General features: G+C 74.1%; 15 protein-coding genes. 6 read left to right on the forward strand and 9 right to left on the reverse strand.

Annotation, left to right across the window (positions count from 1 at the left end; translation table 11 throughout):
* Positions 1 to 23 precede the first annotated feature (23 nt).
* Positions 24 to 995: a GlxA family transcriptional regulator gene (locus ACFY3N_RS24695; protein WP_390818890.1), complete on the forward strand. Its 972-nt coding sequence runs from the start codon at positions 24 to 26 to the stop codon at positions 993 to 995.
* 21 nt (positions 996 to 1,016) lie between these two features.
* On the opposite strand, the gene ACFY3N_RS24700 is transcribed toward ACFY3N_RS24695, so the two are convergent.
* The 3 genes from ACFY3N_RS24700 to ACFY3N_RS24710 form a co-directional block, all read right to left on the reverse strand.
* A complete protein-coding gene (locus tag ACFY3N_RS24700) occupies positions 1,017 to 1,274 on the reverse strand; it encodes a DUF5133 domain-containing protein (RefSeq protein ID WP_390818891.1) in 258 nt (85 codons plus the stop codon).
* Positions 1,275 to 1,386: 112 nt separating this feature from the next.
* Positions 1,387 to 3,156: an ABC transporter ATP-binding protein gene (locus tag ACFY3N_RS24705; protein ID WP_390818892.1), complete on the reverse strand. Its 1,770-nt coding sequence runs from the start codon at positions 3,154 to 3,156 to the stop codon at positions 1,387 to 1,389.
* A gap of 122 nt (positions 3,157 to 3,278) precedes the next feature.
* Positions 3,279 to 4,136: an aldo/keto reductase gene (locus ACFY3N_RS24710; RefSeq protein ID WP_390818893.1), complete on the reverse strand. Its 858-nt coding sequence runs from the start codon at positions 4,134 to 4,136 to the stop codon at positions 3,279 to 3,281.
* Positions 4,137 to 4,441: 305 nt separating this feature from the next.
* Here ACFY3N_RS24710 and ACFY3N_RS24715 point away from each other — a divergent pair, with 305 nt between their 5' ends.
* From ACFY3N_RS24715 to ACFY3N_RS24725, 3 genes are all read left to right on the forward strand, one after another.
* Positions 4,442 to 5,332 carry a Gfo/Idh/MocA family protein gene (locus tag ACFY3N_RS24715; RefSeq protein WP_390818894.1) on the forward strand — a complete coding sequence of 297 codons (891 nt, stop codon included), beginning with the start codon at positions 4,442 to 4,444 and terminating at the stop codon, positions 5,330 to 5,332.
* A 314-nt stretch (positions 5,333 to 5,646) separates the two neighbouring features.
* Positions 5,647 to 6,852, forward strand: a complete 1,206-nt coding sequence (locus ACFY3N_RS24720) for a glycoside hydrolase family 64 protein (protein ID WP_390818895.1) — start codon at positions 5,647 to 5,649, stop codon at positions 6,850 to 6,852.
* Between the two features lie 186 nt (positions 6,853 to 7,038).
* Positions 7,039 to 7,245, forward strand: coding sequence for a hypothetical protein (locus ACFY3N_RS24725; RefSeq protein ID WP_390818896.1), 207 nt, complete (start codon positions 7,039 to 7,041; stop codon positions 7,243 to 7,245).
* An 84-nt stretch (positions 7,246 to 7,329) separates the two neighbouring features.
* On the opposite strand, the gene ACFY3N_RS24730 is transcribed toward ACFY3N_RS24725, so the two are convergent.
* The 4 genes from ACFY3N_RS24730 to ACFY3N_RS24745 all read right to left on the reverse strand — a co-directional run bounded on the left by ACFY3N_RS24730 (position 7,330) and on the right by ACFY3N_RS24745 (position 12,824).
* The gene (locus ACFY3N_RS24730; RefSeq protein ID WP_390818897.1) at positions 7,330 to 7,818 is read right to left on the reverse strand and encodes a DUF5709 domain-containing protein; all 489 of its coding nucleotides are present in this window, start codon (positions 7,816 to 7,818) and stop codon (positions 7,330 to 7,332) included.
* 229 nt (positions 7,819 to 8,047) lie between these two features.
* Positions 8,048 to 9,559 carry a hypothetical protein gene (locus ACFY3N_RS24735; RefSeq protein WP_390818898.1) on the reverse strand — a complete coding sequence of 504 codons (1,512 nt, stop codon included), beginning with the start codon at positions 9,557 to 9,559 and terminating at the stop codon, positions 8,048 to 8,050.
* 164 nt (positions 9,560 to 9,723) lie between these two features.
* Positions 9,724 to 12,090 carry a glycoside hydrolase family 65 protein gene (locus ACFY3N_RS24740; RefSeq protein WP_390818899.1) on the reverse strand — a complete coding sequence of 789 codons (2,367 nt, stop codon included), beginning with the start codon at positions 12,088 to 12,090 and terminating at the stop codon, positions 9,724 to 9,726.
* Positions 12,087 to 12,824 (reverse strand): HAD family hydrolase, encoded by a 738-nt coding sequence (locus tag ACFY3N_RS24745; RefSeq protein ID WP_390818900.1) that lies wholly within the window; start codon positions 12,822 to 12,824, stop codon positions 12,087 to 12,089. The genes ACFY3N_RS24740 and ACFY3N_RS24745 overlap by 4 nt, the downstream gene beginning before the upstream one ends.
* A gap of 93 nt (positions 12,825 to 12,917) precedes the next feature.
* On the opposite strand from ACFY3N_RS24745, the gene ACFY3N_RS24750 reads away from it, so the two are divergent.
* Positions 12,918 to 13,580 carry a nucleoside/nucleotide kinase family protein gene (locus ACFY3N_RS24750; protein WP_390818901.1) on the forward strand — a complete coding sequence of 221 codons (663 nt, stop codon included), beginning with the start codon at positions 12,918 to 12,920 and terminating at the stop codon, positions 13,578 to 13,580.
* A 16-nt stretch (positions 13,581 to 13,596) separates the two neighbouring features.
* The gene (locus tag ACFY3N_RS24755; RefSeq protein ID WP_390818902.1) at positions 13,597 to 14,109 is read left to right on the forward strand and encodes a GNAT family N-acetyltransferase; all 513 of its coding nucleotides are present in this window, start codon (positions 13,597 to 13,599) and stop codon (positions 14,107 to 14,109) included.
* A gap of 160 nt (positions 14,110 to 14,269) precedes the next feature.
* Here ACFY3N_RS24755 and ACFY3N_RS24760 read toward each other — a convergent pair whose 3' ends face one another.
* Positions 14,270 to 14,683 carry a DUF3662 domain-containing protein gene (locus tag ACFY3N_RS24760; RefSeq protein ID WP_390818903.1) on the reverse strand — a complete coding sequence of 138 codons (414 nt, stop codon included), beginning with the start codon at positions 14,681 to 14,683 and terminating at the stop codon, positions 14,270 to 14,272.
* Between the two features lie 42 nt (positions 14,684 to 14,725).
* Positions 14,726 to 14,905: a hypothetical protein gene (locus ACFY3N_RS24765; RefSeq protein WP_390818904.1), complete on the reverse strand. Its 180-nt coding sequence runs from the start codon at positions 14,903 to 14,905 to the stop codon at positions 14,726 to 14,728.
* Positions 14,906 to 14,942: the final 37 nt, after the last annotated feature.

Below are 14,942 nucleotides of genomic sequence, written 5' to 3' on the forward strand. Positions count from 1 at the left end.
GGAACCTGACTATCGTGGCGGTCATGCACTCCGTGGCGATTCTGGTTCTCGACGGGGTCGTGCCGTTCGACATGGCGGCACCCCTGCAGGTCTTCGACTGGACGCGGTTGCCGGACGGCCGGCGTCCCTACCGGGTCCGGCTGTGCGCCGAGCGGCCGGAGGTGGCCGCGGACGGCGGTTTCACCCTGCACGTCGAGCGCGGGCTCCAGGCGCTGGCGGACGCCGACACCGTCATCGTCCCGGGCCGCGCCGAGGGCGCGCCCCCTCCCTCGCCCGCCGTGCTCGCGGCGCTGCGGCGGGCCGCCGGGGCGGGCACCCGGATCGCCTCGGTGTGCGTGGGCGCGTTCGTGCTGGCGGAGGCCGGGCTGCTGGACGGACTGCGCGCCACCACGCACTGGGCGGCCGCCGGGCGGCTCGCCCGGGCCTTCCCTGACGTCGACGTGCAGCCGGACGTGCTCTACGTCGACAACGGGCAGATCCTCACCTCGGCCGGCGCGGCCGCCGCGCTCGACATGTGCCTGCACATGATCCGCCGGGACCTGGGCTCGGCCGTGGCCGCGAACGCCGCCCGGATGTCGGTGATGCCGCTGGAGCGGGAGGGCGGACAGGCCCAGTTCATCGTGCACGAGCACCCGCCCGTGCCCCGCGGGTCGGATCTGGAACCGCTGCTGGAGTGGATCGAGGACAACCTGGCGCACGAGGTCACCCTCGAGGCGATGGCGGCGCGCGCCGGCATGAGCGAGCGCACCTTCAGCCGCCGGTTCCGTGAGCAGACGGGCACCACGCCGTTGCAGTGGCTGCTGCGGGCGCGGGTGCGGCGAGCCCAGTACCTGCTGGAGAACAGCGACCACACGGTCGAGCGGATCGCCCGGCAGGCCGGGTTCGGTTCGGCCACGGCGTTCCGCGAGCGGTTCCGCAAGGTCGTGGGCACGACGCCGTACGCCTACCGCTCGGCGTTCGACGGACGCCGCGCCGCCACCGCGGGCAGCGGGTGAACGGGTGAGCGGCCCGGTGGCTCAGACGGCCAGGGGCAGGCCGCCCTCCCCGTCCTCCCCCGGGGCCCGGCCGGTGGCGGGCCGTTCCCCGTCGAGCAACGCGTCGGCCAGGGCGATGGCGTCATGGACGCGGGACGCCCCCGTCATCGCGCAGAGCGCGTCACTGACGTCGTCCAGTTCGCGCGCCGCCGCCGGCGAATGCCGTTCCGCCTGAGCTATCCGCAGCGTCGCGTACCGCGTGAGCAACCGTCTGACGACCTTGGGATCCGGTACGAGCACGAAGCGCCCCTCTCTGGTTTTCGCTGCGTATGCCCGGAACAGGCGGAAGCACGCACCTCATTCCCTCAGTCGACCGCGATTGGCCGAAAACCGTCGCACCCCGACCGGGTGGTCAGGCCACCTGACCGCTGTGCAGCGCCGAGTACGCCCCTCCCCGGCGCAGCAGCTCCTCGTGGGTGCCGATCTCCTGGATCCGGCCGTCCGCCATCACCACGATCCGGTCGGCGCCGCGCACGGTGGAGAGCCGGTGGGCCACCACGAAGGTGGTACGCCCGCGCAGCAGCCGGGCGAGGGCCTCCTGCACCAGCGCCTCCGAGCGGGTGTCCAGTGCCGAGGTCGCCTCGTCCAGCACCAGCACCTTCGGGTCCCGGATCAGCGCGCGGGCGATGGCGAGCCGCTGGCGCTGCCCGCCGGACAGCCGGGCGCCCCGCTCCCCGACGAGGGTGTCGAGGCCCTGGGGCAGCCGGTCGACGAACTCCAGCGCGTTGGCGTCGCGCAGCGCGGCCCGCACCGTCTCCTCGTCGGCGTCGTCCATGCCGTAGGCGACGTTCTCCCGGACCGTGCCGTCGAACAGGATCGACTCCTGGGGCACCACGGACAGGAAGCGCCGGTAGGTGCGCAGGTCGAGGCCGCTCATGTCGGTGCCGTCGAGCAGCAGCCGGCCGGAGGTCGGGCGGATGAAGCCGATGACCAGGTTGAGCACGGTGGACTTGCCCGCCCCGGAGGCGCCGACGAGCGCGATGGTCTCGCCCGGGGCGACATCGAGGGTGAAGTCGCGCACGGCGGGGCGCCCGTCGGTCTCGTACGCGTGGCCGACGCCCTCGAAGGTGATCGCGCCGCGCAGCCGGTCGACCTCCGCCTTGCCCTCGTTGTCCTCCAGCTCGGGGGCCTGGAGCACCTCGCCGACCGAGCGGACGGACTCCAGTCCCTTGGTGACGACCGGGGCCAGCCCCGCCAGCGTGGTCGTGGAGTTGGTGAGCGTGGTCAGGAAGGCGCTGAGCATCACGACGTCGCCGGCGGTGACGCCCCAGACGTCGTAGTACGAGATGAGGGCCGCGCCGGCCAGCACCATCACGCCGACGACGTTGAGGACGACCCAGGCCAGCGAGCCGAACCGGCCGTTGACCAGGTCGAGCCGGTTCCCGGAGGTGAGCAGCCGGTTCAGGGTGCCGTCCATCCGGCGCAGCGCCTTGCCCTCCAGGCCGTGGGCGCGGGTGACCGGGATGAGCCGGGTCATCTCGGTCACCCGGGAGGACAGCGTCTCCACCTCGTGGCGGAAGTGTTCGTTGTGCGTGCGCAGCCGGGACCTGAGCCGGGCGACGAGCAGGGCCGCGGCGGGCACGACGATCAGGAAGACGGGGAGGAACTCGGGGGTGCGGACGGCGATGATGACGAGCCCGCCGGTGAGCACGGTGAGCGCGCCGAGCCCGTTCTCCGCGGTCTGCTGCACCATCTGCTCGACGGTCTCCACGTCCCTCACGACCTTGGCCTGGAGCACACCGGCGCTGACCCGGGAGTGGTAGCCGATGGAGAGCTGCTGCATGCGGGTGCACAGCGCGGAGCGCAGGGCGGTGCCCATGCGGCGGACGCTGCCGTACAGCAGGCGGACGTACAGCACGTGCAGCGGGTAGTTGACCAGCAGGATGAACATGATGACGCCGGTGCTGGTCCACAGCCGGGATATCGGCTGGTGCTGCACGACGGTGTCGATGATGGACGCGGTGATCAGCGGCAGCAGCCAGACGGGGCTGTGCTTGACCGTGAAGACACCGACCGCGGCGGCGAGCCGGCCGCGGTCGGCGCGGAGCAGATAGGCGAGGGTGCGGATCGGGTGCTCGCCGCGGTAGCGGTGGTCGAGCGGTCTTTCCAGCGACGACGCCATGGGCGGTGGTCCTCCCCTGTGGATGTTCTCGGCAAGCGCTTTCTATACCCGCGCGCCAGGAGCGCACCAGGGCGCGCGGGGCCCGCCCGCGGCGTCCGGTGCCCGGGACGGGCGGGGTGGACTCAGACGGCGTCCAGCTCCGCGATCTCCTCGGCCGTCAGGACGAGGTCGGCGGCGCCCACCGAGTCACGGACCGACTCCGGCCGGCTCGCTCCCGGAATGGGGACGACGACCGGCGACCGGGCGAGCATCCAGGCCAGGCACACCTGGTACGCGCTCACCCCGTGCGCCCGGGCGATCCGCGCGAACGGGGCGTGGGCCGAGGCGAGTTCACCGGCCCGGGCGATGCCCCCGAAGGGGCTGTAGGGCAGGAACGCGATGCCCAGCTCCTCGCACAGGCGCAGCTCCGGCTCGCTCGAGCGGAAGGCCGGGGAGAACTTGTTCTGCACGGAGACCAGCCGGCCGCCGAGGATCTCGTCGGCCTGCCGGATCTGCTCCGGGTCGGCGTTGGAGACGCCCGCCGCACGGATCTTCCCCTCGTCCAGCAGCTCGCGCAGCGCGCCGACGGACTCGGCGTACGGGACGCGGGGGTCGGGCCGGTGGAACTGGTAGAGCCCGACGGCCTCCACGCCGAGCCGGCGCAGGGACGCCTCGCACGCCCTCTTCAGGTGTCCGGGGCTGCCGTCCTGCGTCCAGCTGCCGTCGCCGGGGCGCAGATGGCCGCCCTTGGTGGCCACCAGGACGTCGCCGCCCCGGTCGTGGGAGGCCAGGGCCTTGGCGATCAGGGTCTCGTTGTGGCCGACCTCGCCGGCGCGCAGGTGGTAGGAGTCCGCGGTGTCGATCAGGGTGACACCGGCGTCCAGCGCGGCGTGCAGGGTGGCCAGGGAGCGGGCCTCGTCCGGGCGCCCCTCGATCGACATGGGCATGGCGCCCAGTCCGACGGCACCGACCTCGACATCACCGATACGGCGGGTGTGCATGTGCGCGTGACCTCTTCCGGCTGTCGTCCCACGGTCTTGGAAAGCGCGTACCAGCCTGGTCCCCGCGCGGTCCGAAATCCAATAGAAGAAAGCGAACGCATTCAGCAGGCGGGGCGCTGAATCGGGGCCGCCGCCGCGCGGCGGGCACCGGGGCTCGGCGCCGGAGGGCCGGGCGCCCGCGCCTCCCGGCGCCCGGCCGTTGACAGGGCGTCCGGGCGGGGAACACCGTACTGACCGGAGCACGCCGGCGGGGCGTGCCGGGAGACCGGTCCGGCGGCGGTCGCCGCACCGGGAGAGGCGGCGGCATGCGGATCGGACTGCTCGGCACCGGACCCTGGGCGCGGGCGGCCCACGCCCCCGCGCTGAGCGGGCACCCGGACCTCGACCTCGTCGGCGTGTGGGGCCGCCGGCCCGACGCCGCCGAGGAGCTGGCCGATCTGCACGGCACCCGGCCGTACGACGACGTCGACGCGCTCCTCGCCGACGTGGACGCCGTCGCCGTCGCGCTGCCGCCCGCGGTGCAGGCGGAGCTGGCGGTGCGCGCGGCGCGGGCCGGGTGCCATCTGCTGCTCGACAAGCCGCTCGCGCCGACCGTCGCGCAGGGGCGCGCGGTGGTCGGCGCGGCCGAGGAGGCGGGGGTCGCCTCCGTGGTCTTCTTCACCACCCGCTTCCAGCCCGGGCCCCAGGCGTGGATCACCGAACAGGCCCGCGTGGGCGGCTGGTTCACCGGACGCGCGCAGTGGCTCGGGGCGGTGTTCACCTCCGACGGCGACCCCTTCGCCGCCTCTGAGTGGCGGCGGGAGAAGGGCGCCCTGTGGGACGTCGGCCCGCACGCCCTGTCCGTGCTGCTTCCGGTGCTCGGCGAACCGCGGCGGGTGACGGCGGCGGCGTACGGCCCCGGCGACACCGTCCATCTCGTCCTCGACCACGCGAGCGGCGCGTCGAGCAGCCTCACCCTGAGCCTGACCGCTCCCCCGGCCGCGGCCGGCGCCGTGGTCGAGCTCCGCGGCGCGGCGGGCGTCACCTCCCTCCCGGAAGCCTCCGAGGGCGCGGCCTTGGCGCTCACCCGGGCCGCCGACGCCCTCCTCGCCGCGGCCGGTACCGGGGTCCCCCACCCCTGCGACGCGGCGTTCGCGCTCCGGGTGACGGAGATCCTGGCCGCCGCGGAGGCCCGGCTGGAGGACGGGACCCGCTGACGGCGGGCCACTGCCGGGCGATTGCGGAACGGAGCCCTCCCGACGCGCTCCGTGGCTCCTTGGCCCGACCGGCTTAAGCGGCCCTTAAAGGCCGGTTAAGTGATCGTGGGGCCGTCGTCGATCACCGAAGAAACTCCAGGTCAGAGCGATTTCACGGACAAGTCGGACCGTTGGCGGGGGGCGCGGCCGTCCCTACCATCGATGCCGCGCGCCGGTTCCGACGTACCGCCTGAGAGCGCTCTCTCCAGGTCTCCCCCCACGTCGGCGGGCCGGCGCGGTCAGGAACCCGTACGAACCCCCTGGAGATCCCCCACATGACTCCCCGTCACCAGCGCGCCCTCGGCCGCCGCAAGGTCCTCCTCGCCCTCGGCGGAGCCGCCGTGGCCCTTCCCGCGGCGGCGGCGATCGCCCCGCACGCCCTCGCGGACCAGTCCGGCGGGCGGAAGGCCGGCGCGGCAGCGGCGGGGGCCCTGCCGCTGACGATCGTCAACAACAGCGGTTCCTTCGACGACGCGAACGTGCACCTCTACATCGTGGGGAACGCGGACGGCCGTCAGGTCCGGGTCACCCCGGAGGGCACCGTCGCCCCGGTCGCCGCCTCCGACAACGGCCCCGACGGCTTCACCGACTACGCGATCGGCCTGGCCGGCAGCGGCGGGACCGAGCTGTCCCTGCCGTACATGTCCGGCCGGATCTACGTCTCCCTCGGCGCGAAGCTCAAGTTCAAGGTCGTCACGGACGGCAACGGCAACCCGGCGCTGCAGTACCCGGCCGGCTGGGTCGCCTCCGACCCCAACTACGGCGTGCTGCACGACTGCGCCGAGTTCACGTACAACTCCTCGGGCATGTTCTGCAACACGACCATGGTCGACATGTTCAGCGTGCCGATGGGCATCCGGCTCACCGGCGCCAAGGACCAGACGACGGGCACCGTGCGCGAGGGCGGCCGCGCGGCGGCGTTCGCCGCCGTCAGGGAGGTGGAGGCGTTCTCCCGGCTCGTCGTGGACGACACCCGGATCATCGCCCCCGGCCACGGCCTGGACGCCGGTCTGTTCGCCCGGGACTACTTCGCCCCGTACATCGACGAGGTGTGGAGCACCTACACCGGCCGGGACCTCGAGGTGACCACCGACGCCGGTACCTTCACCGGCCGGGTGCGCGGCGGGAGGTTCACCTTCGACGGGCCCGCCCAGGTCTCCTTCGGCAAGCCCTCCACGCGGGACGTCCTCTTCTGCGACGGCGCCCTCGCCGCCCCCAACGACGGCACCACCGGCCCGGTCGCCGCCGTGCTGGGCGCAGGCTTCAACCGCTCGACGCTGCTCAGCCACCCGCGCCAGCCGACCGCCGACGCCTCGGTCTTCTACCGGACCGGGCTCACCAACCACTACTCCAGGGCCGTCCACACCGCCACCGAGGACGGCAGGGCGTACGGCTTCGCCTTCGACGACGTGGCCGACTTCGCCTCGTACATCCAGGACACGGCGCCCACGGGCCTGAGGCTGACGCTCACGCCCTTCTAGGCGGCCGGCGGAGCCAGGTTTCCCGCGGGCCGGGGAAGGTACCCCGGCATCCAGGAGGAGCGGCTCTTCACCGCGGTGCCGCGAGCGTTCCGGATGCACGGCGGGCTCCCGCGTTGAATGGTGGGACATCGGACCCGATGACAGCACCGGGGCCGCTCCAGCGATCCGGACCCGAGGAGCCAGAAGATGTCGACGTCCCAGCCCGATGCGTCCCGGCAGCCCGAGGACCGCGCCACCCCGGACAGCCTGCTCCACGCCCGCACCGGCACCGATGTGTCGCCGGAGGACATCGTCCTTGCCTCGGGCAAGGACCTCACCCCGCACAACCTCGAGTGGGCCAGGCGGAAGCTGGACGAGGAGGGGCCCGCCGCCCTGGACAAGATGCTGCCCTGAGCCCGCGCACACCCGTGCGCGGGCCGGCACGGCACCGCCGGCCCGGTGCGATCGCGCACCGGGCCGGCGGCGCCGTGCCGGGGGTCAGGTTCCGTCCCGCTCCTCCGGGAACGCCGTCTCGTCCTCCACGACGTGCATCGCGGCCTCCTCGGCGCCGGCCGCCCCCGCGTCGATGCCGACGTCCTCGGCGACGGACTCCTTGGTGGTGTCGGGGTGGGCGCCCTCGTCCGGGGCGACCAGGCGTCCGGCGCGGTCGGCGCCCGCCTCCGGGTCGACCGGTTCGCCCTCGCCGCCGGGGAGGTCGCCCACCTCGTCGCCGGCGGGCGCGGACGTGTCCGGCACCTCCTGGGCCAGCCGCTGGTCGAGGGTCTCCCCCTCGTGCTGCTCGGCGGCCGTGGTGCCGTACTTGGTGACGCCGAGCGGTTTCTCCGGCGGGGAGTAGCCCTCGTCGAGGGTGTCGTCGTAGGTCCGCTCGTCGAGGGCGTCCTGCATGTCGAGCGGCGCCGCGTCCTCCTGCTCCTCGTTGCTCCCGGTGGGCTGGTACGCGTCGTCCCCCATCGGCTCGGTGCCCATGTCTTCCTCCCTGTAGCGCTGCGTCGGCCCGTTCGTCCCGGGTGTCGGATCCGCGTTTCCCGTCAGGCGATCTCTAATCCCGCGAGGCCGGGCGGCGGGTGGGGTCACGGGCGTGTCCGGGCGGGGTGGCGGCGGCCGGCCGCGGCCCGCACCCCGCCCGCCGGGCCGTGCCCGGCGGCGTCGCGAGGCGCTTCCGGGGCACCCCACGAGGCCGCCGGAGAGCCCTCCGCTACCCGGCGCGCGGGACACCCGGCGGAGCGCCGGACCCGGGCGCCGGGGCGATGCGGACCTGGAGGTCGCCGAGCCGGTGGACGGGCCAGGATCGGGCGTACCCGGGCGGTGTGCCGCCGGGTCCGGTGAGGGCGGCGACCGGGACGCGGTCCGCGGTCCGCAGGATCTCCCCCTCCGTGGTGTTCTCGTTGTTCCCGGCGGTCGTGCCGGAGGAGCAGCCGGTGTAGTAGCCGATGGGGATCGCCTCGTGGCCGGTGATCAGACAGGGCGGGCGGACACCGAGCCGGTGCAGGCCGTCGGCGGTGCGGGCCCAGTCCCGGCGGCTGTCGGTGTTGCGGTCCACGGTGTGCACCAGGACGGCCAGCTGCACCGTGAGATGACCGGCCAGCCCGAGTGCGACCAGGGTCGCGGCGGCCGGCCGCCACTTTCCGCGCGGTGCCGTGACCAGGTACCACAGCGCGTCGGCGACCGGGATCGCGAGCAGGGCGTAGGCGGGCTGGAGGAAGCGGGGTGCCGCGTACTCGATCATGAACAGGTACGGCAGCGCGGCGGTCGTGGCGCAGGCCAGCGGCACCGCGGTGCGCAGGGTGCGGCGGGCCCGTACGGCGACGACCAGCCCGAGGACGGCGAGCAGCGGCAGGACGAACCACCACAGGGTGATCACCGGGTGGGGCATCGGGCCCGTGCACGGACGGCACAGGGCACGCCCGCCCAGGCTGCGCAGCTGGTCGTCGAGGGCGATGTCCAGGCCGAGCCCGCCCTGGACGCGGGAGGCCTCGGCGAGCCGCTCCCGCAGGCCGCCGAACGCGGTGTACGCCTCGACCACCCAGGGGACCCCTCCCGCCAGCAGACCGCCGGCGAGGGCGAGCAGTGACCGCCCGTGCCGGCCGGCCAGGGCGAGGACGAGGAGCGGGACCGTCACCCAGACGGCGTCGGTGGGCCGCATCCAGGCCATGAGCGCGGCCCCCGCCACCATTCCCCACAGGGGTCCGCCGGACGAGGGGTGCGCGCGGTGGCGCAGGAAGCAGCCGACCGCGGTCAGCGCGCCGATGGCCACCCAGTAGTTGGGCATGGCCTGGGGGCCGTAGAAGAGCGTCACCCACAGGGAGGCGAAGAAGGCGCCGGCGGTGACCAGGACCCGGGTGGGGAACAGGCCGCGCCAGGAGCACAGGGCCAGATGGAGGGCGAGGCCGGAGAGGAGGGCGAGGTGGACGCGCAGCAGCACGGTGGAACCGGACCAGGACGCGACGGGCGCCACCAGCAGGGACACCCCCCGGGAGCGCGGGGCGCTGAAGAAGGCGGCCGGGTGGTGGGAGGTGACCTGGCTGACGTAGACGATCTCGTCCCAGCCGAGGCCGAGCACGGGGCGGACCAGGGCGAGCTGGGCGAGGGTGAAGACGGCGGCGAGGACCGCGAGCGGGCGGGTGCCGCCGCTTCGCGGGAGGCCCGTTCCGGGCCGCCGCTCGCGCCGCCGCGTGCCGGTGAGAAGGGCACCGGTGCCGTCGGTCATCGTCCGTCCCTCATTCCCGCGTGTCATCGGGTCCCGGTTCCACGGGCCTGCGTTCTGAAGGACGGGTTCCAGGAAACCGGCGTTCCGGAGATCACGGACAACTTAACCCGCGTGCGACGGGCCCGCAGGACGGGATGCGGCCCCGCCCCGGGGCCCGCCGCCGGTCAGCGCGGGTGCGGGCCCCGGTGCGGGCTCCGGTGCGGGGGCTGCCCGGGTGCCGGGCGGTGCCGGGGCGGCGGGACGGGGCGCCCTGCGGGGACGCCCTCGCGCACGGTCAGCTCGGTGCCGTGGTGGCGGATGGTCAGCGGCGGGCCGGACCGCAGCGTGTACGTGGCCCGGTCCGCGGTGACCTCCACCCGCAGGGACCGGCCGAGGAACCGCAGGGTGAACGCCAGACGGCTCAGCCTCGACGGCAGCCGGGGGGCGAACCGGAGGCTGCCGTCGTCCCAGCGCATGCCGCCGAACCCGGCCACCAGAGCCGTCCAGGTACCGGCCAGGGAGGCGATGTGCAGCCCGTCCCGGGTGTTGTGCTCGAGGTCCGCGAGGTCCATCAGGGCGGCCTCGGCGGTGTAGGCGTGGGCCAGGTCCAGGTGGCCGGTGCGGGCGGCGAGGACGGCCTGGACGCAGGCCGACAGCGAGGAGTCCCGTACGGTCAGCGGCTCGTAGTAGGCGAAGTTGCGGGCGATCTGCTCCTCGCCGTGGACCTCGTCGAAGAAGGCGGCGCAGGTGTGCATCGCCAGCACCAGGTCCGCCTGCTTGATCACCTGTTTGCGGTAGAGGTCGAAGTAGGGGAAGTGGAGCATCAGCGGGTACTGGTCGGCGCGGGTGCCTGCGAAGTCCCAGCGCTGGTAGCGGGTGAAGCCCGCGTGCTGTTCGTGGACGCCGAGTTCGTCGTTGTAGGGAAGGTGCACGGCCTCGGCGGCGTCCCGCCAGCCGGCGCTCTCCTCCTCGTCGACGCCGAGGGCCGCCGCGGCGTCGGGGTGGCGCTTGCAGGCGTCGGCGGCGGCCAGCAGGTTCGCCCGGGCCATGAGGTTGGTGTACGTGTTGTCGTCGGCGACGGCGCTGTACTCGTCCGGTCCGGTGACGCCGTCGATGTGGAAGACGCCCCGGTCGTCGTGGTGGCCGAGGGAGCGCCAGAGGCGGGCGGTCTCCACCAGCAGCTCCACCCCGGTGTCGCGTTCGAAGCGTTCGTCGCCGGTGGCCTGGACGTAACGCACCACCGCGTCGGCGATGTCGGCGTTGACGTGGAAGGCGGCGGTGCCGGCCGGCCAGTAGGCGGAGCCCTCCGAGCCCTCGATGGTGCGCCAGGGGAACGCGGCCCCGCGCAGGCCGAGTTGGGTGGCGCGCTCGCGGGCGACGGGGAGGGTGCTCTGCCGCCAGCGCAGCGCCTCGGCGGCGGCGTCCGGCACGGTGCAGATCAGCAGGGGCAGCACGAAGACCTCGGTGTCCCAGAAGGCGTGGCCGTCGTAGCCGGAGCCGGTCAGTCCCTTGGCGGGTATCGCGCGCCGTTCGGCGCGGGCCCCGGCCTGCAGGACGTGGAAGAGGGCGAAGCGGACGGCCTGCTGGATCTCCTCGTCGCCGTCGACCTCGACGTCCGCCCGGGCCCAGAAGTCGTCGAGGTAGGCCCGCTGTTCGTCGAGGAGGCCCTGCCAGCCGCTGTGCGCGGCGGCCGCCAGCGCCGCCTCCACCTGGTCGCTCATGGCGGGCCGGGAGCGGGCGCCGGACCAGCCGTGGGCGACGAGCTTCTCCACCCGCAGCCGCTGGCCCGGCTCCAGGACGGAGGTGACGGTCAGCCGGGCCACGTCCACGTTGCTCTCGCAGCCGGTGGTGGTGCGTTCGGGGCCGTCGACGACGTGGTCGGCGGCCACCGCGACTCTCAGGCCGCTGCGCCGGGTGCGGTGCACCAGGCGGAGCCGGTGGTCCTTGGCGAGGTCCTCCTCCGGTTCCAGCGGGGACTTCAGGGCGCGGGCGGCACGCGGGTCGCCGTCCGGTCCGGGCAGGCTCTCGTTGGCGACCAGCTCGGACTGCACCACGACACGGGTGCGGCCGCCGACGGGCTCGACCTCGTAGGCGACGGCGGCGACGGCCCGCTGGGTGAGGGAGACGAGGCGGGTGGAGCGGACCCGGACCGTGGAGCCGGCCGGGGAGGTCCACTCGCAGACCCGCTCGAGGACGCCCCGGCGCAGGTCCAGGGTCCGCTCGTGGCTGACGAGCCGCCCGTAGCGCAGGTCGAACGGCTCGTCGTCGACCAGCAGGCGGATCACCTTGCCGTTGGTGACGTTGATGACCGTCTGGCCGGACTCCGGGTAGCCGTAGCCGGCTTCTGCGTAGGGCAGCGGGTGCAGTTCGTGGACGCCGTTGAGGTAGGAGCCGGGCAGGCCGTGCGGTTCGCCCTCGTCGAGGTTGCCGCGCCAGCCGACATGGCCGTTGGACAGGGCGAACACCGACTCGCTCTGCGCCAGGACGCCGAGGTCCAGGCTGTGTTCGCGCACGGTCCACGGGTCGACGGCGTACGCCCGCTGTGTGATCACTCGTCACCTCCGAGTTCGGCCAGGTCCGTCACGACCCGGTCGGCTCCGTGCGCGTACAGCGCGTCGGTCTGGCCCACCCGGTCAACGCCGACGACGTACCCGAAGTGCCCGGCGCGGCCCGCGTCCATGCCGGCCAGCGCGTCCTCGAACACGGCGGCCCGGGACGGCTCGACGCCGAGGTCCCGGGCGGCGGCGAGGAAGGTGTCGGGCCTCGGCTTCCCGGGCAGCCCGCGCTCGGCGGCGACCACACCGTCGACGCGGACGTCGAAGAGGTCCTCGGCGCCGATCGACCGCAGTACATCACGGCAGTTGGCGCTGGAGGAGACGATCGCGGTGCGCAGTCCGCGGGCGCGGACCGCGGCGAGGTAGCGCAGGGTGCCCTCGTACGCCTCCACGCCGTCGGTGCGGATCCTCGCCAGCAGCAGTTCGTTCTTGCGGTTGCCGAGGCCGTGCACGGTGCGGGCGTCGGGCGGGTCGCCGGGTTCGCCCTCGGGCAGTTCGATGCCGCGGGAGGCGAGGAAGGTGCGGACGCCGTCGGCGCGCGGCCGGCCGTCGACGTACTCGTCGTAGTCGCCGTCGGTGAAGGGCCGGAAGGCGTCGCCGTCCCGTTCGCGGAGGAAGGCGTCGAACATCTCCCTCCAGGCGGCCGCGTGGACGACGGCCGTCCTCGTGACGACGCCGTCGAGGTCGAAGAGGCAGGCGAGGATGTCATCGGGCAGACCCAGATCCGTCATACAGGAGACCGTTCCCCCTGCGGCGCCGGACAGTGAGTGGCGCGGGCCACACGGCGGCACGGCACGCGCGTGCCCGGTGGCACACTCGTGCGTGTGACACCGACCTTCGACGACCTCCTCCGCCGTGCCCGTGCCCTCCCGCGGGGCGGCCGGCGCGCGATCCTCGGCATCGCGGGCGGCCCGGGCTCGGGAAAGTCCACGCTCGCCGGGGAGCTGGTGCGGGAGCTGAACGGCACCGGGGAGCCGTGGGCCGCGCAGGTGCCGATGGACGGCTTCCACCTCGCCGACGCCGAACTGGACCGCCTCGGCCGCCGCGGCCGCAAGGGCGCCCCGGACACCTTCGACGCGGCCGGATACGCGGCGCTGCTGCGGCGGCTGCGCGAGGAGACGTACGACGACGTCGTGTACGCGCCCGGCTTCGAGCGGGTGCTGGAGCAGCCGGTCGCGGGCGCGCTCCCGGTGCCGCCGACGGCCCGGCTGGTGGTGACGGAGGGCAATTACCTGCTGCTGGACACCGGTGCCTGGGCGCGGGTCCGGCCGCAGCTCGACGAGGTGTGGTTCTGCGTCCTGGACGAGGAGGAGCGGCTGCGGCGGCTGATCGCCCGGCACGAGGAGTTCGGCAAGAGCCACGCGGAGGCGGTGGCGTGGGTCGAGCGCACGGACCGGCGCAACGCCGAGCTGGTCGCGTCGACGCGGGACAGGGCCGACCTGGTGGTCCGCCCACCGGAACGGGCTGGACGGGGTGCGGACCGGTGACGCAGGCTCTCCTTCCGTGATCAGAGAAGCCACCGTGCACGACGTCCCCGAGATCCGCGCGATGATCCGCGAACTCGCCGCCTACGAGAAGGCCGCCGATCAGGCCCGCGCCACCGAGGAACAGCTCCGCGAGGCCCTGTTCGGCGCGCGTCCCGCCGCGTCCGTCCTGATCGCCGAGGACGACGGCACCGGCGGCGTCGTGGGGTTCGCGCTGTGGTTCCCGCGCTTCTCGACCTGGACCGGTACGCGCGGGATGTACCTGGAGGACCTCTACGTCCGTCCGCACACCCGGGGCGCCGGACACGGCAAGGCGCTGCTGGCCGCCCTCGCGGCGATCTGCCGGGAGAACGGCTTCGAGCGCTTCGAATGGGTGGTGCTCGACTGGAACGAACCGGCGATCGCGTTCTACCAGTCGCTCGGCGCGGAGCTGCTGGAGGAGTGGACGGTGTGCCGGCTGACCGGTGGCCCGCTGGAGGCACTCGCCGCGCGGGCGGTCCGGCCCGTGGGCGGGGAGCCGGTGCGGGAGTAGGGACCCATGGGGTCCCGCGGCGGGCGTACCCGGTCCGGTCACCGGTGCCGGCCGCCGGACCGCGTCGGAGCGCGCGGTCCGGCGGCCGGTGTCGTGGTACCGCCTCCCGGCCGGCGGGGTCGGCCGCTCCCCCACGGTCCGCCGGCGCCGCCCCGCGCCGTCAGCCGGGCGTCGGCTGCGCCGCGCGCTGGAAGGCGTCGGCGCTCACGTGCGGCATCACGCTGCTCGCCACCCGGAAGCGGCCGTTGGGGACCTCGGCGGACCGGCGGACGTGCACGGCGAGCGGGCCCGCCCATTCGTAGCCGTGGCGCGCGGCGTGCCGGGCCAGCCGGTCGGTGAGCGCCTGTCCCACACGGCTGCCGCGGCGGGTCAGTTCCTCGTGGACGGGCTCGGCCAGCTCCACGTCGTAGGCGTTGGGGACCATCACCCGGCCCGCCCGGCACACCACGGCGTGGCTGTCGCACTCGCGCCGCAGCGCGTCGACGAGTTCGACCGGCTCCCGGCCGAACAGCCGCGCCCACAGCGCTTCCCATCGGTTCTCCAGGGCGTCTTCCAGCGCGCTCAGGGCGCTCATGCTCTCACCTGCTTGACGTGTGATCGGGGGGCGGGGGGCGGTTTAGTGTTCCCGGAAGTCGTCGGGCTTGATCTCGGCCTCCTCCAGCGCCTCGCGCAGCGTGCGGCCGGTGCCGCCCTGCTCGCGCGTCTCCTTGTCCTGCCGCTGCTCGACGTCCTGCCGCTGCTCGACGACGTCGTCGGTGTCCCGGGTCTTCGGCCGGTTCTCCTCGGGGACGGTCATGTCCGGTGGCTCCTGGTGTGTCAGGGGGTTTCTGCTT

Source organism: Streptomyces sp. NPDC000348 (genome assembly GCF_042898795.1).
Taxonomy (GTDB): Bacteria; Actinomycetota; Actinomycetes; order Streptomycetales; family Streptomycetaceae; genus Streptomyces.

Bases quoted from the DNA above. Each gene is read 5' to 3' on its own strand.
- ACFY3N_RS24735 (WP_390818898.1), bottom strand. From the start codon at position 9,559: ATGACCGACGGCACCGGTGCCCTTCTCACCGGCACGCGGCGGCGCGAG.
- ACFY3N_RS24730 (WP_390818897.1), bottom strand. From the start codon at position 7,818: ATGGGCACCGAGCCGATGGGGGACGACGCGTACCAGCCCACCGGGAGC.
- ACFY3N_RS24745 (WP_390818900.1), bottom strand. From the start codon at position 12,824: ATGACGGATCTGGGTCTGCCCGATGACATCCTCGCCTGCCTCTTCGAC.
- ACFY3N_RS24705 (WP_390818892.1), bottom strand. From the start codon at position 3,156: ATGGCGTCGTCGCTGGAAAGACCGCTCGACCACCGCTACCGCGGCGAG.
- ACFY3N_RS24695 (WP_390818890.1), top strand. From the start codon at position 24: ATGCACTCCGTGGCGATTCTGGTTCTCGACGGGGTCGTGCCGTTCGAC.
- ACFY3N_RS24715 (WP_390818894.1), top strand. From the start codon at position 4,442: ATGCGGATCGGACTGCTCGGCACCGGACCCTGGGCGCGGGCGGCCCAC.
- ACFY3N_RS24710 (WP_390818893.1), bottom strand. From the start codon at position 4,136: ATGCACACCCGCCGTATCGGTGATGTCGAGGTCGGTGCCGTCGGACTG.
- ACFY3N_RS24725 (WP_390818896.1), top strand. From the start codon at position 7,039: ATGTCGACGTCCCAGCCCGATGCGTCCCGGCAGCCCGAGGACCGCGCC.
- ACFY3N_RS24720 (WP_390818895.1), top strand. From the start codon at position 5,647: ATGACTCCCCGTCACCAGCGCGCCCTCGGCCGCCGCAAGGTCCTCCTC.
- ACFY3N_RS24760 (WP_390818903.1), bottom strand. From the start codon at position 14,683: ATGAGCGCCCTGAGCGCGCTGGAAGACGCCCTGGAGAACCGATGGGAA.
- ACFY3N_RS24765 (WP_390818904.1), bottom strand. From the start codon at position 14,905: ATGACCGTCCCCGAGGAGAACCGGCCGAAGACCCGGGACACCGACGAC.